The organism is Brevundimonas sp. Root1279, from assembly GCF_001425945.1.
GTDB lineage: Bacteria > Pseudomonadota > Alphaproteobacteria > Caulobacterales > Caulobacteraceae > Brevundimonas.
The window spans coordinates 87,076-112,076 of sequence record NZ_LMEB01000005.1 but is presented as its reverse complement, the minus strand read 5'-3'; the positions used below and the strand labels follow the sequence as shown (position 1 = coordinate 112,076).

At 68.8% G+C, this 25,001-nt stretch carries 19 protein-coding genes and 1 tRNA gene; 17 read left to right on the top strand and 3 right to left on the bottom strand.

The window, feature by feature from the left end:
• Positions 1–732, top strand: coding sequence for a 2OG-Fe(II) oxygenase (locus ASC65_RS06505; RefSeq protein ID WP_056450784.1), 732 nt, complete (start codon positions 1–3; stop codon positions 730–732).
• 64 nt (positions 733–796) lie between these two features.
• Here ASC65_RS06505 and ASC65_RS06500 read toward each other — a convergent pair whose 3' ends face one another.
• Positions 797–3,766, bottom strand: coding sequence for a TonB-dependent receptor plug domain-containing protein (locus ASC65_RS06500; protein WP_056451411.1), 2,970 nt, complete (start codon positions 3,764–3,766; stop codon positions 797–799).
• 258 nt (positions 3,767–4,024) lie between these two features.
• On the opposite strand from ASC65_RS06500, the gene ASC65_RS06495 reads away from it, so the two are divergent.
• Together ASC65_RS06495 and ASC65_RS06490 are read left to right on the top strand one after the other, a co-directional pair.
• Positions 4,025–4,225 (top strand): hypothetical protein, encoded by a 201-nt coding sequence (locus ASC65_RS06495; protein ID WP_056450781.1) that lies wholly within the window; start codon positions 4,025–4,027, stop codon positions 4,223–4,225.
• 119 nt (positions 4,226–4,344) lie between these two features.
• Positions 4,345–7,617 carry an amidohydrolase family protein gene (locus tag ASC65_RS06490; protein WP_082525907.1) on the top strand — a complete coding sequence of 1,091 codons (3,273 nt, stop codon included), beginning with the start codon at positions 4,345–4,347 and terminating at the stop codon, positions 7,615–7,617.
• 9 nt (positions 7,618–7,626) lie between these two features.
• On the opposite strand, the gene ASC65_RS06485 is transcribed toward ASC65_RS06490, so the two are convergent.
• Positions 7,627–8,556, bottom strand: coding sequence for a sugar phosphate isomerase/epimerase family protein (locus ASC65_RS06485; protein WP_082525906.1), 930 nt, complete (start codon positions 8,554–8,556; stop codon positions 7,627–7,629).
• A 120-nt stretch (positions 8,557–8,676) separates the two neighbouring features.
• Between ASC65_RS06485 and ASC65_RS06480 the strand changes: the two genes are divergently transcribed.
• Both ASC65_RS06480 and ASC65_RS06475 read left to right on the top strand, forming a co-directional pair.
• On the top strand, positions 8,677–10,605 hold the full coding sequence (locus ASC65_RS06480) for a hybrid sensor histidine kinase/response regulator (protein WP_056450777.1): 1,929 nt from the start codon (positions 8,677–8,679) through the stop codon (positions 10,603–10,605).
• Positions 10,606–10,719: 114 nt separating this feature from the next.
• A complete protein-coding gene (locus ASC65_RS06475) occupies positions 10,720–12,819 on the top strand; it encodes a TonB-dependent receptor plug domain-containing protein (RefSeq protein WP_056450775.1) in 2,100 nt (699 codons plus the stop codon).
• Positions 12,820–12,955: 136 nt separating this feature from the next.
• On the opposite strand, the gene ASC65_RS06470 is transcribed toward ASC65_RS06475, so the two are convergent.
• Positions 12,956–14,884 (bottom strand): peptide MFS transporter, encoded by a 1,929-nt coding sequence (locus ASC65_RS06470; protein WP_056450773.1) that lies wholly within the window; start codon positions 14,882–14,884, stop codon positions 12,956–12,958.
• A 172-nt stretch (positions 14,885–15,056) separates the two neighbouring features.
• Here ASC65_RS06470 and ASC65_RS06465 point away from each other — a divergent pair, with 172 nt between their 5' ends.
• The 12 genes from ASC65_RS06465 (at position 15,057) to ASC65_RS06410 (ending at position 24,965) form a co-directional block, all read left to right on the top strand.
• Positions 15,057–16,001 carry a hypothetical protein gene (locus ASC65_RS06465; RefSeq protein WP_056450770.1) on the top strand — a complete coding sequence of 315 codons (945 nt, stop codon included), beginning with the start codon at positions 15,057–15,059 and terminating at the stop codon, positions 15,999–16,001.
• Between the two features lie 42 nt (positions 16,002–16,043).
• Positions 16,044–17,111: an isoaspartyl peptidase/L-asparaginase family protein gene (locus ASC65_RS06460; RefSeq protein ID WP_056450767.1), complete on the top strand. Its 1,068-nt coding sequence runs from the start codon at positions 16,044–16,046 to the stop codon at positions 17,109–17,111.
• Entirely contained in the window at positions 17,108–17,473 is a 366-nt protein-coding gene (locus ASC65_RS06455; RefSeq protein ID WP_082525905.1) for a cupin domain-containing protein, read from the top strand. The genes ASC65_RS06460 and ASC65_RS06455 overlap by 4 nt, the downstream gene beginning before the upstream one ends.
• Positions 17,473–17,943, top strand: coding sequence for a methyltransferase family protein (locus ASC65_RS06450; protein ID WP_235561420.1), 471 nt, complete (start codon positions 17,473–17,475; stop codon positions 17,941–17,943). Before ASC65_RS06455 ends, ASC65_RS06450 begins: the two co-directional genes overlap by 1 nt.
• The gene (locus tag ASC65_RS06445) at positions 17,934–18,218 is read left to right on the top strand and encodes a hypothetical protein (protein WP_082525904.1); all 285 of its coding nucleotides are present in this window, start codon (positions 17,934–17,936) and stop codon (positions 18,216–18,218) included. Before ASC65_RS06450 ends, ASC65_RS06445 begins: the two co-directional genes overlap by 10 nt.
• 116 nt (positions 18,219–18,334) lie before the next feature.
• The gene (locus tag ASC65_RS06440; RefSeq protein WP_056450761.1) at positions 18,335–19,072 is read left to right on the top strand and encodes a hypothetical protein; all 738 of its coding nucleotides are present in this window, start codon (positions 18,335–18,337) and stop codon (positions 19,070–19,072) included.
• Positions 19,073–19,107: 35 nt separating this feature from the next.
• The gene (locus ASC65_RS06435) at positions 19,108–20,115 is read left to right on the top strand and encodes a fumarylacetoacetate hydrolase family protein (protein ID WP_056450760.1); all 1,008 of its coding nucleotides are present in this window, start codon (positions 19,108–19,110) and stop codon (positions 20,113–20,115) included.
• Positions 20,115–20,900: a hypothetical protein gene (locus ASC65_RS06430; protein ID WP_056450757.1), complete on the top strand. Its 786-nt coding sequence runs from the start codon at positions 20,115–20,117 to the stop codon at positions 20,898–20,900. Before ASC65_RS06435 ends, ASC65_RS06430 begins: the two co-directional genes overlap by 1 nt.
• Before the next feature lie 126 nt (positions 20,901–21,026).
• Positions 21,027–21,560, top strand: a complete 534-nt coding sequence (locus ASC65_RS06425) for a CcdC protein domain-containing protein (protein WP_056450752.1) — start codon at positions 21,027–21,029, stop codon at positions 21,558–21,560.
• A complete protein-coding gene (locus ASC65_RS06420; RefSeq protein ID WP_056450749.1) occupies positions 21,557–22,426 on the top strand; it encodes a hypothetical protein in 870 nt (289 codons plus the stop codon). The genes ASC65_RS06425 and ASC65_RS06420 overlap by 4 nt, the downstream gene beginning before the upstream one ends.
• A 63-nt stretch (positions 22,427–22,489) precedes the next feature.
• A tRNA-Leu gene (locus ASC65_RS06415) sits at positions 22,490–22,574 on the top strand.
• Between the two features lie 486 nt (positions 22,575–23,060).
• The gene (locus tag ASC65_RS06410) at positions 23,061–24,965 is read left to right on the top strand and encodes a calcium-binding protein (protein WP_056450747.1); all 1,905 of its coding nucleotides are present in this window, start codon (positions 23,061–23,063) and stop codon (positions 24,963–24,965) included.
• Positions 24,966–25,001 lie beyond the last annotated feature (36 nt).

The window sequence follows — 25,001 nt, the reverse complement described above, 5'->3', positions numbered from 1 at the left end:
ATGACCCAAGCTCCTCCGGCCTTCGCCATCGACCCGTCGCTGGAGGCGCGCCGGATCGCGCCGATCTTCAAACAGTTCGGCCGCCTCCATCTACCTGACTTTCTCCGGCCGCCGGGCGCGGAAGCGCTCGCCCAGGCCCTCGATGCGGCCGAGGGCTGGACCGTATCGACGGTGGGCGGGCCGTCGACGATCGACATCCCCCTCGAGGCCTTCGCCGCCGCCGACGACGAAGCCCGCGGCGCGCTGATGGCCTCCGCCCACGGAGAGGCGCGCGGCGGCTTCCACTACATGTTCGAGAGCCTGAGGATCAGCGATCTGGTCGAGCAGGACGCATCCCTGCCGCCGGCCCTCGTCGCGCTCTACGGCTGGCTGAACAGCGAGGCCTTCCTGTCGTTCGCCCGCGACCTCTCCGGCGACCCCGACCTGGCCTATGTCGACGCCCAGGGCACGCGCTACCGCGCCGGCCACTATCTGAATGAACACGATGACGAGAAGCCCGGGGCCGGTCGGCGGCTGGCCTATGTCCTCAACCTGACGCCAGCATGGCGCTCGTCGTGGGGCGGTCTGCTGGGGTTCGTGGACGCCGACGGCCACCTGGCGGAGGCCTACACCCCGGCCTTCAACGCGCTCAACCTGTTCCGCGTGCCGCAGACGCACCTGGTCACCCAGGTCGCGGCCTTCGCCACGGCGCCGCGCACCTCGATCACCGGCTGGATCCGCACCGGACGCTAGGTTCGACGCAAAGAAAAACGGCGGGGCCTGGGCCCCGCCGTTCTCATTTGATCGGAAGCTCTGGTTAGAACTTCGCGGTCAGGCCGATCGAGTAACGACGACCCAGGGTGTCGTAGGTCGACGGGTCGGTGTTGGCCTGCACACCCGGCGAGTAGGTGATCGGCTCTTCGTCGGTCAGGTTGTTGATCGTCGCACGGAGGCTGATGCTGTCCGTGATGTCGATGCTGCCGTTCAGGTCGAAGTAGTCGACCGAACCCAGCTCAACCGACGTGCCGAACTGGTCCAGCGCGCCGACGTGACGCCAGCGAGCGCCCAGAGCGTAGCGATCCATGCTCCAGTTGACCGAGGTCAGACCCTTCCATTCCGGGAAGGTGTTGCCGAAGACGCTGTCGATGGTGCCCGTACGGTTGATGAACGGACCACCCGGAGCGTCTTGACGCTCGCGGTTTTCCAGCCAGCCGATGATGGTGCTGAAGGTCAGCATGCCCCACGACGGGCCGCCGAGCTCCTCGATGTCCAGCGTCCAGTCGAACTGGGCGTCGATACCCGAGGTCTTCAGCGTGGCCAGGTTAGCGTTCACTTCACGCGCCTGGTTCACGTTGCCCGACAGCGGATCGCGATCGAACAGCGAGCAGTAGCCGTTGGCCGCGTCGTAGGTCGGGTTCTGACCCTGGGCGTTGAAGCAGCCCTGCAGCTGAGCCGAGGCGCCGATGGTGCCGATCACGTTCTCGATCGTGATGTCATAGTAGTCGATCGAGGCCGAGAGGCCCGACAGCCAGGGGTTTTCCCACGGCGAGGTGACGACTGCGCCGATCGTGTAGGAGTCGGAAGTCTCCTCCTGCAGGTTCGGGTTGCCGCCGGTGATGCCCGGGACCTGGTTGTTGGTGAACACGTAGGTGTCGATGGCCGCCGGCGAGATGCCCTGCGCCAGGCAGAGCGCGCGGACCTGAGCGCCGTTCGGGCCCAGGCGGTAGCTGGAGCGGATGTCGCACGGGTCGCCGGACAGGCCGGTGCCCGACACGGCGCCGACGCTCGGGAAGCTGGTGTTCACAGGCGCGAACAGCTCGCCGATCGACGGAGCACGAACGGCGCGCTGGACGCCGCCGCGGAAGCGCAGCTGATCCGTGACTTCCCAGTCCAGGTCAGCCTTGTAGGCGTCGACCCAACCGACCGTCGTGTAGTCGGAGACGCGGTAGCCGAGGTTCAGGTCCAGTTGCTGGATGAACGGCAGGTCCGAGAGGACCGGGACCAGCAGTTCGAGGAAGTACTCGAGCGAGTTGGTCGTGCCGCGCAGCGGTTGGCTGGGGTTGAAGCCGGCGATTTCCGAGCCGCCCGTGGAACCGCCGTCCGGACGGACGACGACCGGGTTGATCTGGGCCAGCGAAGCGTCAGGACGGAAGGCGAAGTTGTCTTCACGGTACTGGATGCCGCCTGCGAAACGCAGGTCGCCGGCCGGGAGCTCGAGCAGGCTGCCCTGCAGCGAGGCTTCGACGACGGTCTGGTCTTGCTCGGTGACGTTCTGGGCCGTCCGACCGATGTAGGTCAGGCAGGCCGGCGACAGTTCGGTTTCACCGAACGGATCGAAGCCGCCGGCGCACAGCGAAGCGCCGCCGTCGGGCGCGTCGAGCAGACGCTGGACGGCCGAACGCGACACGTTGCCGGTCTGCACGGTGGTGCGCAGGTTGCGGCCGTACTGGGCGTAGATGTCATAGGTCCAGTCGCGCAGGCCGACGAGGTCGCCCCGCAGGCCGACGGTGCCTTGATAGACGTTATAGTTCTCGGTGGCGCGACGGCCGCCGAGCGCGTTGAAGCGCTTGTTCAGCAGGAACGAACCGGTCGGGTTCGGACGGGCGGCGAGGAAGGTCGCGAGGTCCGCCGGGATGAACGGGTTGGTGACCGGAACGCGGAAGCCGGTGGCCGGGACGTTGCCGGCGGCCGGGCTGGCCGCGAGTTCGTTGGCCGCTTCGTATTCGGTGAACAGCAGGCTGCCGTAGACTTCAGCCGCATCGTTGATGCGGTAGGTGGCGCCGGCGTAGGCGTTCCAGCGATCCAGGCCGAGCTGCAGCAGGTTCAGCGGGCCGGTGTTGTAGACGTAGTCGCCCACACCCGGACGCGCGAAGCCGTCATAGTCGATGCCGCCCGGGCTGTTGAAGTTCAGCGTGCGGACGTAGCTGAAGACCGAACCGTCGTTGTTGAAGCCGAAGGCGCCGGTGTTGGTCAGCGTCGCGTCGCCGAAGTAGCCGCGGACGAAGGCCAGGTTCGGCAGGTTGTTCGAGTCGAACACGGTGCTGCCGAGCGGCGAGGTGCCCGACGGACCCGAGATCGACGAGAAGTCGCGCGCCGCGTTGTAGATCTGCTCGCGGGTCGAACGACCCAGCGACAGGACCACGTTGCCGCGGCCTTCGGCGACTTCGCCGCCGAGGGTCACCGAGTAGCTCTCGGTGGCGCCGTCGTCACGGTCGGTGACGCCGTACTGGGCGTCGAACTGAACGCCTTCGAACTTGTCGTCCAGGATGAAGTTGGCGACGCCGGCGAGGGCGTCCGAGCCGTAGGCGGCCGAGGCGCCGCCCGAGATGACTTCGACGTTCCGGATCAGGGGGGTCGGGATGATGTTGACGTCGACCGTGCCGTCCGAGTTCGACGGAACCACGCGGCGGCCGTTCATCAGGACCAGGGTCCGCTGCGTGCCGAGGCCGCGCAGGTTGATGTTGGCCTGGCCGCCGTTCGACGGGTTGTTCGAGGTCGAGTTGATCGACGGAACGAACTGCGGGAGGTCGTTGATCAGGGTGTCGATCGTGACTGAGCCGGTCGCCTGGAAGTCTTCGTTGTCGACGGTGACCATCGGGCTCGTCGAAGCGTAGTTCTGACGCGCGATGCGCGAGCCGGTGACGACGATGTCGTCGACCGAATCAGCCTGCGGCTGCGGCTGAGCGTCCTGCGCGGCGACGCTGGTCGCGGAAAGCGCCAGCGCGGTCAGCACGCCGCCAAGCATGGTCGAGCGAAGCAGTCGTTGCTTGGTTCTGTAGTGGTTCATCCATTCCTCCTGAAACTGAGCGTCGATGCCCGGATCCCCCCGATAATCGACGTGCAAGAGGCATAGCAGCCAGATCTCCGCAGTCAGCCACTATTGTTACGGTGCGGTAACGAAATGACACCAAGTTGTCACCCGTCCGCCACAGTGTCCGAAGGCCGACACAGCCGCGGCAGCCCCGGCGCACCGGCCTTCTGCGCCAAAGACCGTCGTTTTTCTGCCTCTACCCAATCTTGGGTAACCGTGGCAGTTTGCCGCGGCATGAGAACGACCTGGATCGAGCGCGAACTGGTGGGCGTAACCCTGACGGTTGAACCGCAGGGGGCGGCGCCCAGCTACGTGATCGCGAGCCCGCGACGCGCCCCCCAAAGCTTCGCCTGCTGGACCGCCGCCGAGCGCGCCTTCAACGAGGAAGTCTTCGCCATCCTCGGTGGCGTGCCTCACGCCGAAGCGCCTAACTGAAGCGTCCTGCGTCTGGACACCGCCCGCCGCGGGATGCTCATTAGGCCCCAGCGAAGACGCGGCCGCCAAGTCGAGATCACCTGGGCGGCCCAAGACGTCGACAGTTGGGGATATCCAGAATGAAGCGCGCACTGCTGGCTACGGCCGCCCTTGTGGCGTTCGCCGGTCCGTCCTGGGCCCAGACGCCCGAAGCGGAACCGGCCGCGGCGGCCACGCCTGAAGCGCCCAAGTGGGACGTCCAGAACCCGCCGGGACCGTCGCGCGACATCCCCATCGACGTGCGGCGCGGCACCTGGATGTCCGTTGATGTCAGTCCTGATGGACGCCAGGTCGTCTTTGACCTGCTGGGCGACATCTATGTCATGCCGATCGAGGGCGGCGAAGCCCGCGCCATCGCCAGCGGCGTCGCCTGGGACATGCAGCCCCGCTGGTCGCCGGACGGCCGCCACATCGCCTTCACCTCGGACCGCGCCGGGGGCGACAACCTTTGGATCATGGCCGCGGACGGCTCCAACCCGGTCCAGGTCTCCAAGGAGACCTTCCGCCTGCTGAACCAGCCTGAGTGGACCCCCGACGGCGAGTTCCTGGTCGGCCGCAAACACTTCACCTCCGGTCGTTCGCTCGGCGCCGGCGAGCTGTGGATGTACCACCGCTCGGGCGGCGGCGGCGTGCAGATGACCGAGCGCCGGACCCAGCAGAAGGACACCGGCGAGCCGGCCTTCTCGCCCGACGGCCGCTACCTGTACTTCAGCGACGACGCCACGCCGGGCGCCACCTTCGAATATTCCAAGGACGTCAACGAGCAGATCTACGTCATCCGCCGCCTCGACCGCGAAAGCGGCGACATCACGCCCTATGTCACCGGCCCGGGCGGCTCGATCCGCCCGACGCCGTCGCCGGACGGCAAGTCGCTCGCCTTCATCCGACGCGTTCGCTACCAGTCGGTGCTCTACGTCATGGACATCGAGTCCGGGCGCGAGACCCCCGTCTTCTCCGGCCTCGACCGCGACCTGCAGGAGACCTGGGCGATCCACGGCGTCTATCCGGGCATGAGTTGGACCCCGGACAACCGCTCGATCGTGTTCTGGGCCGATGGCCGCCTCCAGAAGGTCGACGTCGCCTCGGGCGCCGTTTCGGACATCCCCTTCCACGTCGCCGATACCCGCCGCGTCCAGGACGCCGTGCGCCATCAGGTCGACGTCGCACCCGACCAGTTCGACGTGAAGATGATCCGTTGGGCCCAGCCCTCGCCGGACGGCTCGCGCGTCGTCTTCGAGGCCCTCGGCCACCTGTGGATCCGCGACCTGCCGACCGGAACGCCGCGCCGCCTGACCCGTCAGGACGACCATTTCGAACTCTATCCGACCTGGTCCCGCGACGGGCGCTCGATCGCCTACACCACCTGGGACGACCAGGAGCTGGGCACGGTCCGCGTCGTGCCGGCGACCGGCGGCGAAGGCCGCGTGGTCACCCGCAAGCCGGGCCACTACATCGAGCCGACCTTCTCGCCGGACGGCCGCACCATCGTCTTCCGCAAGGTCGGCGACGGCTTCCTGACCACCGCCCTGTGGGGCCGCGAGCCGGGCGTCTACCGCGTCCCGACCGCAGGCGGCGAGGCGACCCTGATCACCGACGAGGGGACCGGCCCGCACTTCGGCGCCGACGGCGACCGCCTGTTCCTGGCCGGGCGCGACGGCGACAAGCGCACCCTGTTCTCGGTCAATCTCGCCGGGGAGGACGAGCGCGTCCACCTGACCTCGGAATGGGCCAACGAGTTCTCCGTCTCGCCCGACGGCCGCTGGATCGGTTGGACCGAGCGCTTCAACGCCTATGTCGCGCCCTTCGTGGCGGCCGGTCGCCCAATCGCCGTCGGCGCCGAGGGCAAGGCCCTGCCCCAGGCCCGCGTCACCCGCGACGCCGGCGAATGGATCCACTGGTCGGGCGACTCCCGCAAGCTGAGCTGGTCGCTGGGGCCGGAACTGTTCACCCGCGACCTGAACGAGTCCTTCGCCTTCGTCGAAGGCGCGGCGGCCGAACTGCCCAAGCCCGCCGAGCACGGGATCAACCTCAGCTTCCGCGCCGACGCCGACAAGCCCGAGGGCCGCATGGTCCTGAAGGGCGCGCGGCTGATCACCATGAACGGCGCCGAGGTGATCGAGGACGGCGTCATCGTCCTGGACGGCAACCGCATCGAGGCGATCGGCCCGGCCGCCTTGACCCCCGTCCCGGCCGGCGTCCCAGTGATGGACATGACCGGCAAGACCATCATCCCCGGCCTGGTCGACGGCCACTGGCACGGCTCGATGGGCTCGGACGAGATCATCCCGGAGCAGAGCTGGGTCGACTACGCCTCACTGGCCTTCGGGGTGACCACCATTCACAACCCGTCCAGCGACACGAGCGAGATCTTCGCGCACAGCGAGCTGGCCCGCACCGGCCGGATCGTCGCCCCGCGCATCTTCTCGACCGGCACCATCCTGTACGGCGCCACGGCCGACTCGACGGCCAAGATCGAAAACCTGGACGACGCCCTGTCGACCCTGCGCCGCATGCAGGCCGCCGGCGCCTGGAGCGTGAAGAGCTACAACCAGCCCCGCCGTGATCAACGCCAGCAGGTCATCGAGGCGGCCCGCCAGCTGGACATGTCGGTCGTTCCCGAGGGCGGCTCGCTGTACCAGCACAACATGACCATGGTCGTGGACGGCCACACTACGGTCGAGCACTCGATCCCGCTGGCCCACCTCTACGACGACGTCCACCAGCTGTGGCGCCAGACCGGCGTCTCCTACAACCCGACCCTGGTGGTGGCCTACGGCGGCAGCTACGGCGAAAACTACTGGTACCAGGAGAGCCGTGTCTGGGATCACCCGATCCTGACCCAGTACGTGCCGCGCCGGATCCTCGACGCCCGCGCCCGTCGACCGGTCACCGCGCCGGACAACGAGTGGAACCACATATCGGTGGCCCGCGAGGCGGTCCGCCTGTCCGAACAGGGGGTCAACGTCCAGATCGGGGCCCATGGCCAGCGCGAGGGCCTGGCCGCGCACTGGGAGCTGTGGAGCCTGGCCCAGGGCGGCATGCAGCCGCTCGAGGTCATCCGCGCCGGCACCCTGAACGGCGCCAAGGGCCTCGGCCTCGACAGGGACCTCGGCTCGCTCGAGGTCGGCAAGCTGGCGGACATGGTGGTGCTGGACGCCAACCCGCTGGAGAACATCCGCAACACCACCTCGATCGCCTATACGATCGCCAACGGCCGGGTGTACGACCAGCACATGAACGAGGTCGCGCCTCGCCAGAAGCCGCGCGCGCCCTTCTGGTTCGCGGAGAGCAACGGCGAGGCCTGGTCGACCGGGGCGAGCGAGGCGGACACCTACGGGCATCACGACCACTGACGGCTCAACTCAGCTGTGGGGCTTCGCGGCCCCGCAGCTGAGGAAGTCGTAGGCGATCCGCGCCGAGGCCAGCGGATCGGCCGGGTTGTCATGCTCCCAGATGTAGGCGGCGACGCCCGGGCCGGCCGCCTCGAACAGCCGCGCCCAGTCGGTCGTGCCGCGGCCCAGATCAGCGATCGAGCCGTCAGCGGTCGTGTCCTTGACGTGCAGCAGGGCGATGCGGTCGCGATGGCGCCGCACGAAGTCGAGCGTCTCCTCGAAGCGATCGACGCCGAGGCCGACGCGCGTCCAGTGGACGTCCAGCTCGAACGACACCCAATGCGGCTCGGTCTCGGCGGCGATGATCTCCCAGACGCGGGTCGGCTCCGGCGCGCCGTCGCCGTCCAGGTCGTAGTCGTGGAGGCGGGTCAGTTCGCCGTCGTGGTTGTGCACCACCAGAACCAGCCCTTGGGCCGCCGCCTGCTCGCCCAACCGGTTCAGATTACGCGCCGTCTCCAGGGTGTCTTCCAGCGTGTCCAGGCCGGGGCCGCCGAAGCCGCCCGAGCCGATATGGGTCTGACCCAACGCCCTGGCCTCGGCCAGCCGCCCGGCCCAGCCGGCCGGGTCCAGCGACTCGTGGCTGCCGACCACCTTCAGCCCATGCCGGTCCGCCGCGGCGCGATAGGCATCGACAGTCAGCCCTGAGGTCCCCGCGAAGCGCTCCACGCCGGCGAAGCCGATGGCCCCCAGCGCGGCGAACAGCGCCTCCGGACGGTCGGCGGGGCTGGTCGACGCCAGGGCGTCGCGAAGCGAATAGAGCTGAACGGCGATGCGGTCCTTCGGCACGGCCACGCAAGCCGCCTCGCCCGCCGCGGCCGGTCCTGCGACGCCCAGTCCGATGGCTCCCGCCGACGCCAGCGCCGCCACCATCGCGGTCGCTCTCTGTCCTTGATTCGCCATGCCCCCCTCCCGTACGCAACCGTCCTTTGCGGAACCTTAGCCCATCCATCGCCGGGATCATCCCTGCACGGACCGGAACCCCAGCCAAGGTGCACCGTTTCAAACGATCGGGGGATCTCCATGACGCGCGAGAAGAGGCGAGACAGACCGGCGGAGACGTCCGACCGCTATCGGCTGCTCGTCGAGTCGATCACCGACTACGCCATCTACATGCTCGACGCCGACGGGCGGGTGACCAGCTGGAATCCCGGCGCCCAGCGCTTCAAGGGCTATTGCGCCGACGAGATCATCGGCGAGCATTTCTCCCGTTTCTACCTGCCCGAGGATCGCGCCGCCGATCTCCCCGCCAAGGCCCTGGCGGTGGCGAGGCGCGAAGGTCGCTTCGAGTCCGAGGGCTGGCGCGTCCGCAAGGACGGCAGTCGGTTCTGGGCCAGCGTGGTCATCGACCCGATCAAGATCGACGGCGAGGTCATCGGCTTCGCCAAGATCACCCGCGACTTGAGCGAAAGACTCGACGCCCAGCGCGCCCTGCAGCAAAGCCAGGAGCAGTTCCGGCTGCTGATCGAGGGCGTCACCGACTACGCCATCTATATGCTCGACACCTCGGGCAACGTCGCCAGCTGGAACACCGGGGCGCAGCGCATCAAGGGCTACCGGCCCGAGGAGATCGTCGGCGAACATTTCTCGCGCTTCTACACCGAGGAGGACCAGCTCGCCGGCCGGCCCGCCGAGGCCCTGCGCATCGCCGCCGCAGAAGGCCGTTTTGAGAAGGAAGGCTTGCGCGTCCGCAAGGACGGCAGCCGCTTCGACGCCCACGTCGTCGTTGATGCGATCCATGACCCGACAGGCCGGATCATCGGCTACGCCAAGGTCACCCGCGACATCACCGAGCGCATGGTGGCGCAGCATGAACTGGAGGCGGCCCGCGAGGCCCTGTTCCAGTCGCAGAAGATGGAGGCCGTCGGCCAGCTGACCGGCGGCGTGGCGCACGACTTCAACAACCTGCTGGCGGCGGTCCTGGGCAGCCTGGAGCTGGTGCGCAAACGCCTGCCGTACGACCCGCGCGTGACGCCCCTGCTGGACAACGCCATCCAGGGAGCCGAGCGCGGCGCCGCCCTGACCCAGCGCATGCTGGCCTTCGCACGCAAGCAGGAGCTGACCCTCGAACCGGTCGACGTCGCCGCCTCGGTGCGCGGCATGGTCGACTTCCTGCAGCGGACCATCGGCGCCGCCCTGTCGATCAACCTGCGTTTCCCGCAGCGGGTCCCGCCGGTGCTCACGGACCAGAACCAGTTCGAGTCCGCGATCCTGAACCTCGTGGTCAACGCCCGCGACGCCATGCCCGGCGGCGGCGTCATCAGCATCGGAGCCGAGCTGCGGCCCGCGCCCGAAGGGCGAGGCGAACCCGGCGAACGCTATGTCTGCGTCTCGGTCTCCGACAGCGGCGAAGGCATGGCGGCCGACGTGCTGGCGCGCGCCAGCGATCCCTTCTTCACCACCAAGGGGGTCGGAAAAGGCACGGGACTCGGCCTGTCCATGGTGCACGGACTGGTCGCCCAGTCCGGCGGCTGGATGGAGATCGACAGCGCGCCCGGCGAAGGCGCCCGCATCGAGCTGTGGTTGCCGGTCGCCTTGGGCGCACTGCCCGCCGGTCCGGAGACACCGGCGGCCGCCTCCGCCGCCGAGCGTCTGGTCGTGCTCGCCGTAGACGACGACAACCTGGTCCTGACCAACACCGTCGCCATGCTCGACGATCTGGGGCACGAGGTGGTCCAGGCCAGCACCGGCCGCGAGGCCCTGACCCTCATCGAGAGCCTGCCCGAGATCGACCTGCTGATCACCGACGAGGTCATGCCCGGCATGACCGGCACCCAGCTGGCCCGCGCCGTCAGCGAGCGTCGGCCGAACCTGCCCATCATCATCGCCTCCGGCTACGCCGATCTCGGCCTGGCGCATGACCGACTGCAGATCGGCCTGCCGCGGCTGTCCAAGCCCTTCACCCAGGCGGAGCTCGCGGACATTATCGCCCAGGTGGAGGCTGTCCGCTGACGTGTCGTCACGGGCTGGCCCCAAGCCTGTCCGCGAATTAATCCACCTGTCCAGCTTGTAACTGGAGCCCTCCCTGCGCCACGGGCACCGTCCGCGCATCAGGGAGAGGGACTAATGGACAAGCGTATCTGGCTGGCGACGGCCGCCCTATCGATGCTGGGTGCTCCCGCGTTGGCCCAGACGACGCCGACCCAATCGCCCAATCCCGAAAGCGCCTCGCAGACGCCGATCCCGACCGGTCCTCTGCAGACCTCGCCCGAGGTCGACGCCAACCAGCGCGGCGTCCTGATCTTCCAGCCCGAGTTCTTCGCCGACTCGCAACCTGACACGGCCCTGGACATGATCGCCCGCCTGCCGGGGTTCGGTCTCGACGTTGGCGATACCAGCACGCGCGGCTTTGCGGGCGCCGCCGGCAACGTGCTGATCGACGGCGACCGTCCCTCCTCCAAGAGCGACAGCCTCGACCAGGTTCTGCGCCGGATCTCGGCCGACAGCGTCGAGCGCATCGAGCTGATCCGCGGCGGCGCCCCGGGCATCGACATGCAGGGCCGCTCGGTCATCGCCAACGTCGTGCTGAAGCGCACCGTGACCACCGAGCGCGTGCTCGAGTTCAACACCTACATCTATCCGGACGGCTATCTCGGCCCGATCCTCTCGGCGGAGTACTCGCGGCGCGACGGCGACAATTCGATCGAGGGTTCGATCAGCGCCACCACGGACCGCACCGACGGCACCGGCGACGGCTACCGTCGCCGCTACGCCCCCGACGGGACCCAGATCCAGGATGCAGACATCGAGCTGTGGGACCGCTTCCGCAACGTGCGCGCCACCGGCGCCATTCAGCGCGGCTTCGTCGGCGGCCGTCTGCGCGTCAACGGCCTGGTCGGCTGGTTCGGCAACGAGAACCAGCAGGACATCCTGATCAACTCGGGCGCCGGGGTCGACAGCTTCAACGACGAGCAGTCGGACTCGATCAACGGCGAGCTCGGCTTCAACTGGACCCGCGACCTGTCCGAACGCCTCGGCCTCGAGGTGACCGGCCTGCAGCGCTCTCAGACCCAGGACTACACCGGCGTCTCCTTCACGGCCCTCGACACCTCGACCTTCACCGAGGACTCGACCTCGGGCGAGTCGATCGGCCGCGGCGTGCTGCGCTTCCGCCCGAACGACCGCTGGGCCTACGAGGGCGGCGGTGAGATCGCCTACAACTTCCTCGACAGCGCCACGACCTATGAGGAAGACGGCGTGCCGATCCCGCTGCCCTCGGCGGCCGTCAAGGTGGAAGAGCTGCGCGGCGAAGTCTTCGGCCAGGCCACCTGGCGCCCGAACCCGAAATTCACCCTCGAAGCCGGACTGCGCGTCGAGGTCTCCGAGATCAGCCAGACGGGCGACAGCGACACCAGCAAGTCGTTCGTCTATCCCAAGCCGCGCCTGCAGCTGACCTGGACGCCGTGGGCCGGCCAGCAGTTCCGCTTCCGCGCCGAGCACTCGGTCGGCCAGCTCGATTTCCGTGATTTCGTCGCCTCGGCCGACATCGACATCGGCCAGGTCGAGGGCGGCAACCCGGACCTGGTGCCGGAACAGCAGACCGTCATCGAGGCCGTCTATGAGCGTCGCTTCTGGGGCGAGGGCGTCTTCACCCTGGTGGCCCAGCGCGGCTGGGTGAAGGACGTGGTCGACATCATCCCGCTGACCGGCGGCTTCGACGGCGTGGGCAACATCGGCGACGGCGACTTCTCGGTCTTCGAGACGCGCCTGACCCTCCCCACCGACAAGCTCGGCATCCCGAACGGGCGGTTCCAGGTGCGCGGCAGCTGGGTCGACACCAGCGTAATCGATCCGGTGACCGGCGAGGAGCGACGCTTCCAGGGCAACCAGGCCTTCGGCTGCGGCGTCAGCTTCAACCAGGACCTCCAGGGCGGGAAATGGTCCTACGGCTTCGACCACGGCTGCAACGTCGACAAGGGTCGCGCCTTCCGCGTCCGCGAGGTCCGCGCCTTCTACGCCGAGCCGTTCGTCACCCTGTACGCCCAGTGGAAGCCGACCACGGACCTCACCGTCAAGCTGGACGTCGGCAACGTCACGGACCGCGAGCAGGGCTACAGCCGCGATATCTACAGCGGCCCCCGCGACGTGGCCCCGCTGGCCTTCACCGAGGTGCGCCGCACGAAGATGGCCCCTTGGCTGTTCCTGCAGATCCGCAAGTCGTTCTGACCGGCTGAAACCGGTCGACGCGCACGGCGCGGGCTCCCCGGAGTCCGCGCCGTTTTCGTTTGTGCGATCGGGTTCGGCGCAAAGAAAAAGGGCGGCGCCGAAGCGCCGCCCTTCTCAGTTCAGGTTGCGCCCGGCCTTAGCCGAGCGTGCTCTTATGCGGCTGAGCGACGTTGCCGTCCTCGTGACCGCCCTCGGTGACCGACGGTCCCGGGTGGTTGTTCGGGTCGTTCACGCCGTTCGACCACTTGGCGATGAAGAAGCTCGCCAGGATGAAGGCGACACCGATGCCGATGCCGACCCAGCCGATGGTGTTGAAGGTGTCCAGCGAAGTCTGCAGCGCAGCCTCCGGATTGGTCACCTCGCCGCCGACCGTCTCGGTGCCGGCGCGCTTGGCGATCTCGCCGCCGATGAAGTGCGCGATCGACGAGGCCATGAACCAGACCGCCATCATGAAGGACACGATCGAGGCCACCGACAGCTTGGTGATCTCGGACAGGCCGACGGGGCTGAGGAACAGCTCGCCGGTCGTGTGCAGCATGTAGAGCAGGCCGAGCAGGACCAGCGGCGTGCGGAAGGCGTCATCGACCATGCCCGAGTTGGCGCCCCAGACGACGACCAGGAAGCCGACGCCGACCTGGATGATGCCCAGGCCGAACTTGACCACCGGGTTCGGGTCGATCCGGCGCTGGCCCAGGAAGGCCCACAGGGCCGCGAAGACCGGCGCGAAGATCAGGATGAAGCCCGCGTTGAACGACTGGGTCTGGGCGGCGGTGATCGTGGTGTCGATCCACAGGCCCGTGGGCGACATGCCGTAGGCCGCGAACTGGGCCGGCGTGCCGTACGGGATGCCGAGGATGGTGCCCGGCACGCCGGTGATCGAGAGGTCGACGTTACGGTCGGCGAACAGGTTCAGCGACGAACCGGCCTGCTCGAACAGGGTGAAGAACACTGCGGAGCCGAAGATCAGCACCATGGCCAGCATCATCCGCTCGCGAGCGACGCGGTCGCCGCGCAGCTTGAAGACGATGAACCAGGTGATGAAGCCCAACGCCGCCACGGTAGCGGCGAGCAGGCCCTGACCGACCAGGGTATGGTTCGGAACGACGAAGTACAGACCGGCGACGCCGACGAAGCCGAGCAGATAGATGATGATTTCGCGGTTCAGGAACCCGGCGACCGGCTTCTTGATCAGCTCGGGATAGGGGCTTTCGCCCTTGCCCTGCAGCAGCGGCTTGCCCAGCCAGAAGACGACCAGGCCCAGCGCCATGCCGATGCCGGCGAGGCCGAAGCCCCAGCCCCAGCCGAAGGTCTGGCCGAGGTAGCCGCAGAGCACGGCGGCCCAGAAGGCGCCGAGGTTGATGCCGTAGTAGTACAGGGTGAAGCCGGAGTCTCGACGCGGATCGCCCTGCGGATAGAGCTGCCCGACCAGGGTCGAGATGTTCGGCTTCAGGAAGCCGACGCCCATGATGATCAGCGACAAAGCGAGGAAGAACCACTTTTCGCCCGACGACTTGATGACGTCGGTCTGCAGGTCGGCCGTCGCCAGCGGCGATCCGGCCGGGAGCCCCGCAACGACCGCATTGCCGTCGGCGCCGGTGGTGTAGTCGAAGGCCTGGCCGTCGATGGTCACCTGGCTGACGTTCTGGCCGTCACGTTCGACCATCTGGACTGCGAAGGTCTGGTCGCCGGTGCGCAGGACCTGTTGCGCCGGGCTGCCTTCGACCGCCATCAGGCCGTGGCCCATGACCAGCAGGATAGCGCCGAACATAATCGCCTTGCGGGTGCCGATGTAGCGGTCCGCCACGATGCCGCCGATCAGCGGCAGCAGGTAAACGAGCGAGCCGTACGTGCCGTACTGACCGGACGCCTGGGCGTCGGGGAACAGGAAGTGCTGGGTCAGATAGAAGATCAGCAGGCCGCGCATGCCGTAGAACGAGAACCGTTCCCACATCTCGGCGAAGAAGCAGATGATCAGGCCCCTCGGGTGGTTCTTCAGGATCTGAAGAAGCACGGGAATGCCCGTGACGAGGGTGATCACCACCCCCAGCAAGATGACGATATTCATGCGAACCCTTTGACTGCGAGGAAGCGTTGTCCTCGATTGAGGCGCACCTTCGCGCGCCCACCTCCCCTGAGAGCCGCGACAGAACCACCCCGGGACAGGCTTTACAAGTCGTAACCCGGCGTGAGACGCCTCGTTTTGGGCCAGTTTTGAACAACGGAGTCACCCGCCCGGCATGCTGACGCGCCGCATCCTGATGGCTACCGGTCTTGCCGGCGGCGTCGCCGCGGCCGCCTGCTCCGGTCCTCCGGCGCGGCGCGGCGGCGACGTTGTCGCAGCCGGCCAGCCCGCGGCCTTGCTCATCTGGGCGGTGGCCCGGGAGCGTCTGGCCGGCTGGCCGTGGAAGCCGGACGCGGCGGCCCTCGCCGCCCTGCCGCCGCTCGCCGGCGCGCTTCCCGAACTCGGCACCCTGACCAGCGGCGGAGGCGATCCGGCCAACGTCCGCGCCCTCGCCGCCCTCAAGCCCCGCCTGGTCATCGACTACGGCGACGTCGAGCTCGAATACCAAGCCCTGGCCGACCGTCTGCGGGGGCAGCTGGGCGCGGACTGGCGATTCCTGGACGGCTCCCTCGACCGTATGCCCGACGCCCTGCGTCAGGCCGCCGAACTGTTGGAAGCGCCTCCGGAGGCGGAGACCCTGGCCGACGCCGCCGCCTCGGTGCTGGAACGGTGGCGCCAGGCGCCGCCGGGCCCAAGCTTCTATTACGCGCGGGGCGAGGACGGGCTGGAAACCGGCTTCCACGGGGCCTTGGCCACCGAGGTGCTGGAGGGCGCCGGCTGGCCCAATGTCGCCGTCGGCTCAACTGACATCGGCCGGGTCAGCCTTGAACAGGTGAACGCCTGGGACCCCGAGGCGATCATCACCATCAACCCCGCCTTCGCTCGCGTCGCCGCCCAGGATCCGGTCTGGCGCACCCGTCGCAACGGCCAGCGGCGCGACCTGCTGTTGCTGCCCAACACCCCCTTCGGCTGGGTCGACCGGCCGCCCTCGGTGAACCGCCTGTTGGGCTGCGCCTGGCTGGCCGAACCGAAGGCGGGTTGGATCCGGCTGTCGATGCTGGCGCACCGCATCTACGGCCGCGCCCCCCGCGAGGTGGCCCGCCCGCGCTGGATCGCCTGACCGGCCCTTGAGTTGCCGGCGCGGCTGGTCGAGGTTGCGACCATGAAGCTGATCCGCCTGATCCCCGCCGCCGCCGTTCTCGCCCTCCTCGCGACGCCCGCCGCCGCCCAGGAGGCGCCGACCTGGTCCTTCGCAATCCACGGCGGTGCCGGGGTCATCGAACGGGCCAGCCTGTCGCCCGAGCAGGACGCCGCCTATCGCGCAGCCCTGCACCGCGCATTGGAGGCCGGGCGGACCGTGCTGGCCAACGGCGGCTCGGCCATGGACGCGGTCCAGGCGGCCATCGAGGTGATGGAGGACGACCCGCTGTTCAACGCCGGGCGCGGCGCCGTCTTCACCGCCGCGGGTCGCAATGAGCTGGACGCCGCCGTCATGGACGGGACCGACCTGACCGCCGGCGCCGTCGCGGGCCTGACCACCACGCGCCACCCGATCGCCGCCGCCCGCGCCGTCAAGGAGCAGTCGCCGCACGTCATGCTGATCGGCCAGGGCGCCGACAGCTTCGCCGCCTCGGTGGGCCTGGAGCAGGTCGACCCCAGCTTCTTCTTCACCGAGCGCCGCTGGCAGGGGCTGGAGCGCGAGCTGCGTCGCCAGAACCTTCCCATCCCGGCGCGTCCGGCCGGCGCGCCCGGTCCGCTGGCCGACAACAACCTGCTCCCCCAGCCGCCGCTGAATGAGCGCAAATTCGGCACCGTCGGCGCCGTGGCCATCGACAGCCAGGGCCGCCTCGCCGCCGGCACCTCGACGGGCGGCACCACGGCCAAGCGCTGGGGTCGGGTCGGCGACGTGCCGGTGATCGGGGCCGGCACCTACGCCTCGAACCGCGACGGCTGCAGCGTCTCAGCCACCGGCGACGGCGAATTCTACATCCGCGCCTCGGTCGCACGAGACATCTGCGCCCGCATCGCCTCCGGCGCGACCGGGCAGGCCGCCGCCCAGGCCGAGGTCGACGACGCCCTGTCGCTGGGCGGTTCCGGCGGCGTCATCGTCATGGACCTGCAGGGCCGCCCGGCCTTCGCCATGACCACCTCGGGCATGTACCGCGGCGCGGTCTCCAGCAGTTCGCCGGCCGGCGTCGCCATCTACGCCGACGAGGCGGTCCGGCCGTGACCGGCGCCATCGACCTGGCCGAAAAGTTCGCCGCTATCAGCGACCACTGGCGGCCCCGCGTCGCCGCCCAGCTGAACGGCCAGGACGTCCGCCTGGTCAAGGTGCAGGGCGTGTTCCCCTGGCACAGCCACGTCGACGCCGACGAGATGTTCCTGGTGTGGAAGGGCCGCTTCCGGGTCGAGTTCCGCGACCGCATCGTGGCCCTTGAGGCGGGCCAGTTCGTCGTCGTCCCGCGCGGCGTCGAGCACCGCACCGCCGCCGACGAAGAAGCCGAGGTGCTGATCTTCGAACCCTCGGAGGTGGTCAACACCGGCGACGCGCCGACGTCCGAGTTCACCGCGCCGCAGGGTCAGGTCATCTGATGATTGGAAAATCCGACACGCCGGGCATCATCCCGCCGCCGCTGATCTTCGCCGTCGGACTGGCCGTCGGCTGGGGTCTGACGCGGGTCGTGGTCGATCCGGGGCTGAGCGTCGGCTGGGACGTTCGCCGCTACGTCGCGTTCGCCCTGATCGCCGGCGGCCTGCTCATCGACGGGGCGGCGGCCGGACATTTCCGCCGCCTCGGGACCCATCCGGCGCCGTGGAAGGAGACCACAGCCCTGGCGACCGACGGGCTGTACCGCTTCAGCCGCAACCCGATCTACATCGGCTTCGCCATGATGTACCTCGGCATCGCCGTCGCCATGAACAGCCTGATCACCGTCGGCCTGCTGGCGCCGTGCCTGATCGCGATCGACCGCTTGGCGATCGTTCGCGAAGAGGCCTATCTGGCCGCAAAGTTCGGCCCCGCGTACGAGGCCTATCGCAAGAAGGTCCGCCGGTGGCTGTAACCCCCGATCCCCACGCCGATGAGCTGTCGCTGATGGCCATCGAGGAGCTGGACGCCGCCTGCGCGCTGCCCTGGCCCGACATCAAGGCGATCACGCCGTGGGGCGACAGCTTCACCGGTTTCGCCCCATCGGGCCGCGAGGTCGAAATCGAGCGCCGCTATCTGTGGGCCCACGCGCCCGAGGGCGCCGTGTCGGTCGAGGTCGAGGTGCGCGACCTTCTGGCCCGCACCGGGGCGGAGGCAACGGCCCTGATCACCCCGCCTTCGGCCGCCTGAGGCCACTCGCCCGTCGCGGGAATTCGCTTCGCCGTTAACCTTTCCCGTTGCCAAGCGGAGCGGTCGGGGCAAGATGCTCCACCCGAGAACGCGGGTAGACCAGCGGAGGCAGCAGCATGTCCTACGGCGCCGACTTCGCCATGGCCGATCCGGCCAACGCCCCGCTCGATCCGCCGATCTTCATCGGGGCCGATCCGGTTATCTGGCTGGCCCTGATCCTGCTGCTCGCCGCCGCCGCCCTGGCCGGCTGGTACCTCGGCGCCCGCGGCGCGTCGCGGCGTCCCGACGCCGCCCGCGCCATCTGGGAGGCCATCGACGAGGCCGCCAAGGAGGCCATGAAGGCCGACGACAACGCCCTGAAGGGCCGCGCCGAACATCTGCTGAGGGTCATCGACAAACGCCTCGGCCGGACCCTCAAGCTCGCCAAGGGCCTGTCCAAGAACGTCGGCCGTCTGCAGAAGGCCGTCGACGGCAAGGTCGAGGAAGATCACGGTCCTGCAGCCGGCCATGGCGGACACGGACACGGCGCTCACGGACGTGGAAGCCATGGGGGCCATGGAGGCCACGGCGCCCACGACGCTCACGCCGAACGCGTGCTCGAGCCCGCCGGCGCCTCCGCGTCCTCGGCGGCGGCCGCCAGCGCCGTGACGGTCATCACCGTCAGCCCCGCCGCCGTCCATCCGCCGGCGGAGACGCACCATGACCACCATTCCGAGCCGCGCGACATGACGCAGCGCGAGCAGACCGACGCCCTGCGCCTCGCCGTCGCCGCCTTCAACCAGCATTGGCGCGAAGAGAGCGACCGCATCGCCGAACTGCGAGCCGCCCATGCGGAGTTGTCCGGCGGCCGCTAGTTCCCCCGCCGGAAAAAACCGCCTAAGCCAGAGGCATGAAACTCGCCTCGCTCAAGCACGGCCGCGACGGCCGTCTCGTCCTCGTCTCCAGCGACCTCGCCTGGTTTACCGACGCCTTCCTGATCGCCCCGACCCTGCAGGCGGCGCTGGACAACTGGGACCGGGTCGAGCCCGACCTGCGCGCCCTGGCGGAAAGCCTCGAACACGGCGGCGTGCCGCGGGGCCGCTTCCACGAGCGCGAGGCCGCCTCGCCCCTGCCCCGCGCCTATCAGTGGGCCGACGGCTCGGCCTATGTGAACCACGTCGCCCTCGTGCGTCAGGCCCGCAACGCCGAAATGCCCGACAGCTTCTGGACCGACCCGCTGATGTACCAGGGCGGCTCCGACAGCTTCCTCGCCCCGCGCGACGCCATCCCGCTGGCCGACGAGGCCTGGGGTTGCGACCTGGAGGCCGAGGTCGTGGTGGTCGTCGGCGACGTCCCCCAGGGCGTGACCCGCGAAGAGGCCCTGACTCACATCCGTCTGGTCGGGCTCGTCAACGACGTGAGCTTGCGCAACCTGATCCCGGCCGAGCTGGCCAAGGGCTTCGGCTTCGTCCAGTCCAAGCCCGCCTCGGCCCTGTCGCCGGTGTTTGTGACGCCGGACGCGCTGGGCGGTCGCTGGAAGGACGGCAAGCTGCACGGGACCCTGTCGGTCCAGCTGAACGGCGAGGACTTCGGCAAGGCCGACGCCGGCGTCGACATGACGTTCGACTTCGGGACCCTGATCGCCCACCTGGCCAAGACCCGCAGCCTGTGCGCCGGCACGGTCATCGGCTCGGGCACCGTCTCGAACCGCGACGCCGACGGCGGCCCCGGCAAGCCGGTCGCCGAGGGCGGCCTCGGCTACTCCTGCATCGCCGAGGTCCGCACCGTCGAGACCATCCTGCGCGGCAAGGCCGAGACCAACTTCCTCAAGCACGGCGACACCGTCCGCATCGAGATGCTGGACGACAAGCATCACTCCATCTTCGGCGCCATCGAACAGACGGTCGAGAAGGCTTGATGCGAGGCGCGATCGTCGCCGGCCTCCTCGCCCTGCTCGGCGCGTCCCCGGCCGCGGCCCAGTCGGCTCCCGTCAGCTGGGCCCTGACCGTCGACCCGACGAAAGAGCTGGCCCTGGCCACGAGCGCCCATGCCAGCGGCCAGGTTCTGGCCGTACGCTGCCAGGCAGGCCTGCTGGACGTCCTCGTCCTCGGGCTGCCGGCCCTGCTCGACGCCACCCGCTATATCGAAACCACCTACGGCGACCACCCGACCGAGAGCGTCCACTGGTTCGGCAGCCCGGACGGCGCCATGGCCTACAGCCCCACGCCGGGCATGACCGCGCGCCGCCTGCGCGAAGGCGGTCGACTGCAGCTGGCCGCCGCGATCGCGCCGGGCGACAGCAGCCCGCTGGGCCAATACGCGCTGGACCTGCCGTCGGACTCCACGGCGGTGGACCAGGTCCTGGCCGCCTGCGACGAGCCGCTCGTCAAGCCGCGCGAGGACCGGCCTCACTGGCGTCAGTCGCGGGTCATGTCTCCGTCCCTGTGGCGCCGCATGCCGAACCCCGAGGTGCCGGAAACAGCCTACGCCACCAGCACCCGCGTCGGCTTCGCCGTGCTCAGCTGCGTCGTCGCCGATGACGGCCGGCCGGTGGACTGCGACGTCGAATATCAGAGCGATCGCCGCATCGGCTTCGGCCAGTCGGCGATCCGAGCCATGCGGACCGCCCGCCTGGCGATGGACGCCGCCGGCGCTCCGCGACCCGGCGATCTGGTCGTCATGACGGTCCGCTATCAGATCTGAGCCATCGCCCGCCGCGGGCCCTTGGCCAAGGCCGGGTCGGCGTCGCGTTCGCGCGGCTTTACGGATGCAACGATAGGATTAAACTTCAGTCCGGTTCGCGCCAGGAAACGCGGACGGGGGACCTCTATGCCGACCGAACAATTGATCCCGTTGATCGTCATCGCGATCATGCTGCCGCTGATCGTACTGCGGAATCGCCGCCCGCGGACCCTGCGCCCGCAGTGGATGTGGGTGACGCCCGCCCTGATCGTCCCGCTGATCGGCTTCGGCCTGTGGGGCATGAGCATGCAGGACCCCGCCCATGCCGCCTTCGATCTCGGCGCCTGGATCATCATCGTTGTCGGTCTGGCGCTGGGCGCCGCCTTCGGCTGGTGGCGCGGCAAGATGGTCACCATCGAGAAGACCCCGGAGGGCGAATTGAAGGCCCAGGCCTCGCCGCTCGGCGTGTTGCTGATCGTCGCCCTGATCGTCGGCCGCTCGCTTCTGCGTCCGTGGATCGAGGCCAACGCGGCCAGCTGGCACATCAATCCGGTCGCGGTGCTCGACGCCTTCCTGCTGTTCGCCGCCGGCGTCGTCGTGACCCAGCGCATCGAAATGTGGATCCGCGCCCGCCGCATCCAGGCCGGTCAGTCCGACGCCCACGTCGAGGCCTCGGCATGAGCCGCGCCCGCTTCGCCACCCTGGCGCTCGCCGGCGCCATCGCCCTGCCCGCCCTCGCCCAGGACGCTGAACGCGACTGGGACATCCTGCGCGACCCGGGCAAGAAGCTGACCCTGGCCTATACCCAGTTCGACAGCGGCCTCGGCATCGCCGCCCGCTGCGTGGACGAAAGCTATGAGGCCCTGATCACCGGCCTGCCGCCGGCCGGCCAGGGCGAGACCCGGATCCTGCACATCGCCTTCGGCGATGAGGAGCCGTACAGCTCCCGCTGGAGCGTCGCGATGAACAACACCGTCGCCGTCAGCGAGCTGCCGGCGCCCTTCGCGCGCAAGCTGCGCGAGGGGGGCCAGCTCCGCATCACGATCCCCGGAGCCGCCGAGGGCGGCCGCAATCTGGTCCATCGCCTGAACCTGCCGGCGTCGTCGACCTCGATCGACGCGACCCTGGCCGCCTGCGAGCGTCCGCTGACCGACCCGCGCGATCTCGAGCTGGCGGATCTGCCCGAGGGCGGCCTGCCGGTCGGCCTGACCTGGGCCCGGTGGCCACGCCCGGATTACCCATCGTCGACGCAGTACGCTCGCGGCTTCGCGACGGTGATGTGCCTGACCAATCCCGACGGGTCGCTGCGGGATTGCACGGTCGAGGCCGAGCACCCCCAGGACGGCGGCTTCGGCGAGGCGGCCCTGCGGGCGGCGCGCCGGGCCAAGGTCGCCCACATCGACGCTCCGGGCGAGGCCGTCCCCCTCACCCGCGTGCTGTATCGGAACAATTTCGTCATGGCCGGCTACGAGACGCGTGACGACCGCCAGCGCTCACGCGAAATGCGCGAACAGCGCAGGCGCGATGCCGCCCGGGGCGAATCTTGACCCCGGCGTGATTGCCAGCTCCGGCCGGCCGCGCTACCTGTCCGGCCTGCCGAAACGGCCTGTGCGGGCGTGGTGAAACTGGTAGACGCGCCGGACTCAAAATCCGGTTCCGAAAGGAGTGTCGGTTCGAGCCCGACCGCCCGCACCATAATAAAAATCAAGAGGTGACAGCTCGATCGCCCCGTCGCGGCGCGCTAACGACCTGCCCCCTACGCAGCGCCGTGCGAACGAAGGTTGCGTATGCGTTCTCAACACCTACGGGTAAGCACTCATCAACCGGCAGGCGCCCGGTCATGAACGCGAATACCTCGTCCAGGCCCTCAGCATCATTGCCAGGTCTTGGGGCACGGTCGGATAAACCGGTTAGCGGCCATTGTGACGTCATAAAACGCCGGACTGCTTCCCTCCGGGCCATCGCTTCGTGGACCAGCGCGAAGGCCTCATCTGAGTGGCGCATCGGCCCTGCACCAGCAAAGCGTGCCCCCTGAAAGGCTGACGGCGAGCCGAGGTCCACTGTGTCTGGCTGAGCAACTCAGGGTATCGCCCGATGGACCGCGCAAGCTTGGTGTGTAGCCATCACGCGTCACGACTGATGAGTGAGCGGGATATCCAAGACGCCCCAGGAGGACGCACGATGTTCGACACGCATGCTGCGGCGGCGCGAAGCGTGCGCCTCGCGATTCCGGAGACGGGCGCCAAGGGGCTGCTGATCAGCCCGCAAGCGGCCGCACCGACCTCGGGACCCGAGTTCGCTCTGATCACCGGCACGGCTGGCAATGACAGCCTGCGTGGCATGCCGGGCGTGGCTGACACGATCAACGGCGGCGCCGGCGAAGACCTTGTCGACTACTTCGGCGCCACGCCGGCCGGCGTCTTCGTCAACCTCGCCAACCAGGTCGCCCAGAATGACGGCGGCGGGGCGGTCGATATCCTGCAGAACATCGAGAATGTGATCGGCACGGAGTTCAACGACACGATTATCGGTTCGGCGGGGAACAATGTGCTGCAGGGCTTCGGAGGGCGCGACTATCTGATCGGGGGCGCCGGAAGGGACCGCCTGCTGGGCGGCGCCGACCTGATCCCGGACCACCTCCAGGGTGGCGCGGGCGACGATCTCTACGAGGTGGAGGTCGGCGACACGATCACCGAGTTCGCGGACGAAGGGGTGGATCAGGTGCGAACCGGCGCTGACTTCTTCGTCCTGCCTGCCAATGTCGAGGAACTCTTGTTCTTTCCGACGAACGTCGACGCCAACGTGACAGCGATCGGTAACGCGAGAGACAATCTTATCCGGACGTCTCAAGGTGAAGACAGCCTCTACGGCGCCGCCGGGCTCGACTATCTGGACGGTCGGGCCGGCCAGGACACCGCCGACTACTCGCGCGCCGCCAGCGGCGTGAACGTTGATCTCAGCGTAGGCCTGGCGCTGTCAGACGGCGATGGCGACGCAGACGTCTTGATCAGTATCGAGAACCTCGTCGGCTCCCGGTTCGATGATCTGCTGACCGGGGACGCCGGCGACAACATCCTCCAGGGCGGCGCCGGCGCGGATACGCTCGTGGGCGGCGCCAGCGGGGACACCCTTGACGGCGGCGCCGGCGTCGATCGGGTCGACTACAGCGCCGCGACGGCCGGCATCAACATCGTCCTGGGATCCGGCGGTTCGGACGGGGAAGGCGGCATCGACGTGGTTCTCGCGATCGAGAACGTGGTCGGCGGCTCCTTCGGAGACACCATCATCGGCGACGAGGCCGCCAACAACCTGCAGGGGGGTCTGGGCCGCGACCAGCTGGTCGGAGGAGACGGCAACGACACCCTGATCGGCGGCGACGGGGACGCCAACCAGTTGCAGGGCGGCGCGGGCGACGACACCTACATCCTCACCGCCAACGACACCGTGGTTGAGCTGGCGGATGGCGGCTTTGACCGCGTCCAGACCAGCCTGAACTTCGCCAACCTCGCTCCCAACGTCGAACAGGTGTCCTTCACCGGCACGGGCAATTTCACAGGGTTTGGAAACGCCGGGGCCAATACGATCGTCGGGGGCGCCCTGAACGACGTCCTCGCCGGGCGCGGTGGAAACGACAATCTGTTCGGCGGCTCCGGCATCGACACCGCAGTCCTCCTTGGCCTCCAGGCCGACTACACGATCACTCCCTTGGCCGGAGGCCGTTTCACCATCACCGACACTGTCGCCGGCCGCGACGGGACCGACACCCTGGACGGCGTCGAACAGATCCGCTTCTTCAACGGGGTCGTCCTCACCCTGGGCCCAGCGCCTGCGGCGGAGGTTTCGGCAAAGGCGACGGAGCCTCAGGTTCTCCCTGAACTCTCTGACGACCCCTTCCTCCTGACCGGCGACATCAACCTGCCTCAGGTTCTGCCCGCGATCGAGGCGGACGACGGATCGCCCGCGCCCGTCCTTGGCCTGACACAGGTCTGGACCCCCGACCACATGCTGACCATCGACGGCGGCGGAATGCTGGTGGCCGACGTCGAGCACCAGGGCGGGATGCCTCATGACGACTGGCTGACCTGAGCGATTGTCGCCCCCGACACGCAAAAAAACGGCGCG

What these genes read in the sequence shown, in the direction of transcription:
- ASC65_RS06505 (WP_056450784.1), top strand. Translation starts at nt 1, where the DNA reads ATGACCCAAGCTCCTCCGGCCTTCGCCATCGACCCGTCGCTGGAGGCG.
- ASC65_RS06500 (WP_056451411.1), bottom strand. Translation starts at nt 3,766, where the DNA reads ATGAACCACTACAGAACCAAGCAACGACTGCTTCGCTCGACCATGCTT.
- ASC65_RS06495 (WP_056450781.1), top strand. Translation starts at nt 4,025, where the DNA reads ATGAGAACGACCTGGATCGAGCGCGAACTGGTGGGCGTAACCCTGACG.
- ASC65_RS06490 (WP_082525907.1), top strand. Translation starts at nt 4,345, where the DNA reads ATGAAGCGCGCACTGCTGGCTACGGCCGCCCTTGTGGCGTTCGCCGGT.
- ASC65_RS06485 (WP_082525906.1), bottom strand. Translation starts at nt 8,556, where the DNA reads ATGGCGAATCAAGGACAGAGAGCGACCGCGATGGTGGCGGCGCTGGCG.
- ASC65_RS06480 (WP_056450777.1), top strand. Translation starts at nt 8,677, where the DNA reads ATGACGCGCGAGAAGAGGCGAGACAGACCGGCGGAGACGTCCGACCGC.
- ASC65_RS06475 (WP_056450775.1), top strand. Translation starts at nt 10,720, where the DNA reads ATGGACAAGCGTATCTGGCTGGCGACGGCCGCCCTATCGATGCTGGGT.
- ASC65_RS06470 (WP_056450773.1), bottom strand. Translation starts at nt 14,884, where the DNA reads ATGAATATCGTCATCTTGCTGGGGGTGGTGATCACCCTCGTCACGGGC.
- ASC65_RS06465 (WP_056450770.1), top strand. Translation starts at nt 15,057, where the DNA reads ATGCTGACGCGCCGCATCCTGATGGCTACCGGTCTTGCCGGCGGCGTC.
- ASC65_RS06460 (WP_056450767.1), top strand. Translation starts at nt 16,044, where the DNA reads ATGAAGCTGATCCGCCTGATCCCCGCCGCCGCCGTTCTCGCCCTCCTC.
- ASC65_RS06450 (WP_235561420.1), top strand. Translation starts at nt 17,473, where the DNA reads ATGATTGGAAAATCCGACACGCCGGGCATCATCCCGCCGCCGCTGATC.
- ASC65_RS06440 (WP_056450761.1), top strand. Translation starts at nt 18,335, where the DNA reads ATGTCCTACGGCGCCGACTTCGCCATGGCCGATCCGGCCAACGCCCCG.
- ASC65_RS06435 (WP_056450760.1), top strand. Translation starts at nt 19,108, where the DNA reads ATGAAACTCGCCTCGCTCAAGCACGGCCGCGACGGCCGTCTCGTCCTC.
- ASC65_RS06430 (WP_056450757.1), top strand. Translation starts at nt 20,115, where the DNA reads ATGCGAGGCGCGATCGTCGCCGGCCTCCTCGCCCTGCTCGGCGCGTCC.
- ASC65_RS06425 (WP_056450752.1), top strand. Translation starts at nt 21,027, where the DNA reads ATGCCGACCGAACAATTGATCCCGTTGATCGTCATCGCGATCATGCTG.
- ASC65_RS06420 (WP_056450749.1), top strand. Translation starts at nt 21,557, where the DNA reads ATGAGCCGCGCCCGCTTCGCCACCCTGGCGCTCGCCGGCGCCATCGCC.
- ASC65_RS06410 (WP_056450747.1), top strand. Translation starts at nt 23,061, where the DNA reads ATGTTCGACACGCATGCTGCGGCGGCGCGAAGCGTGCGCCTCGCGATT.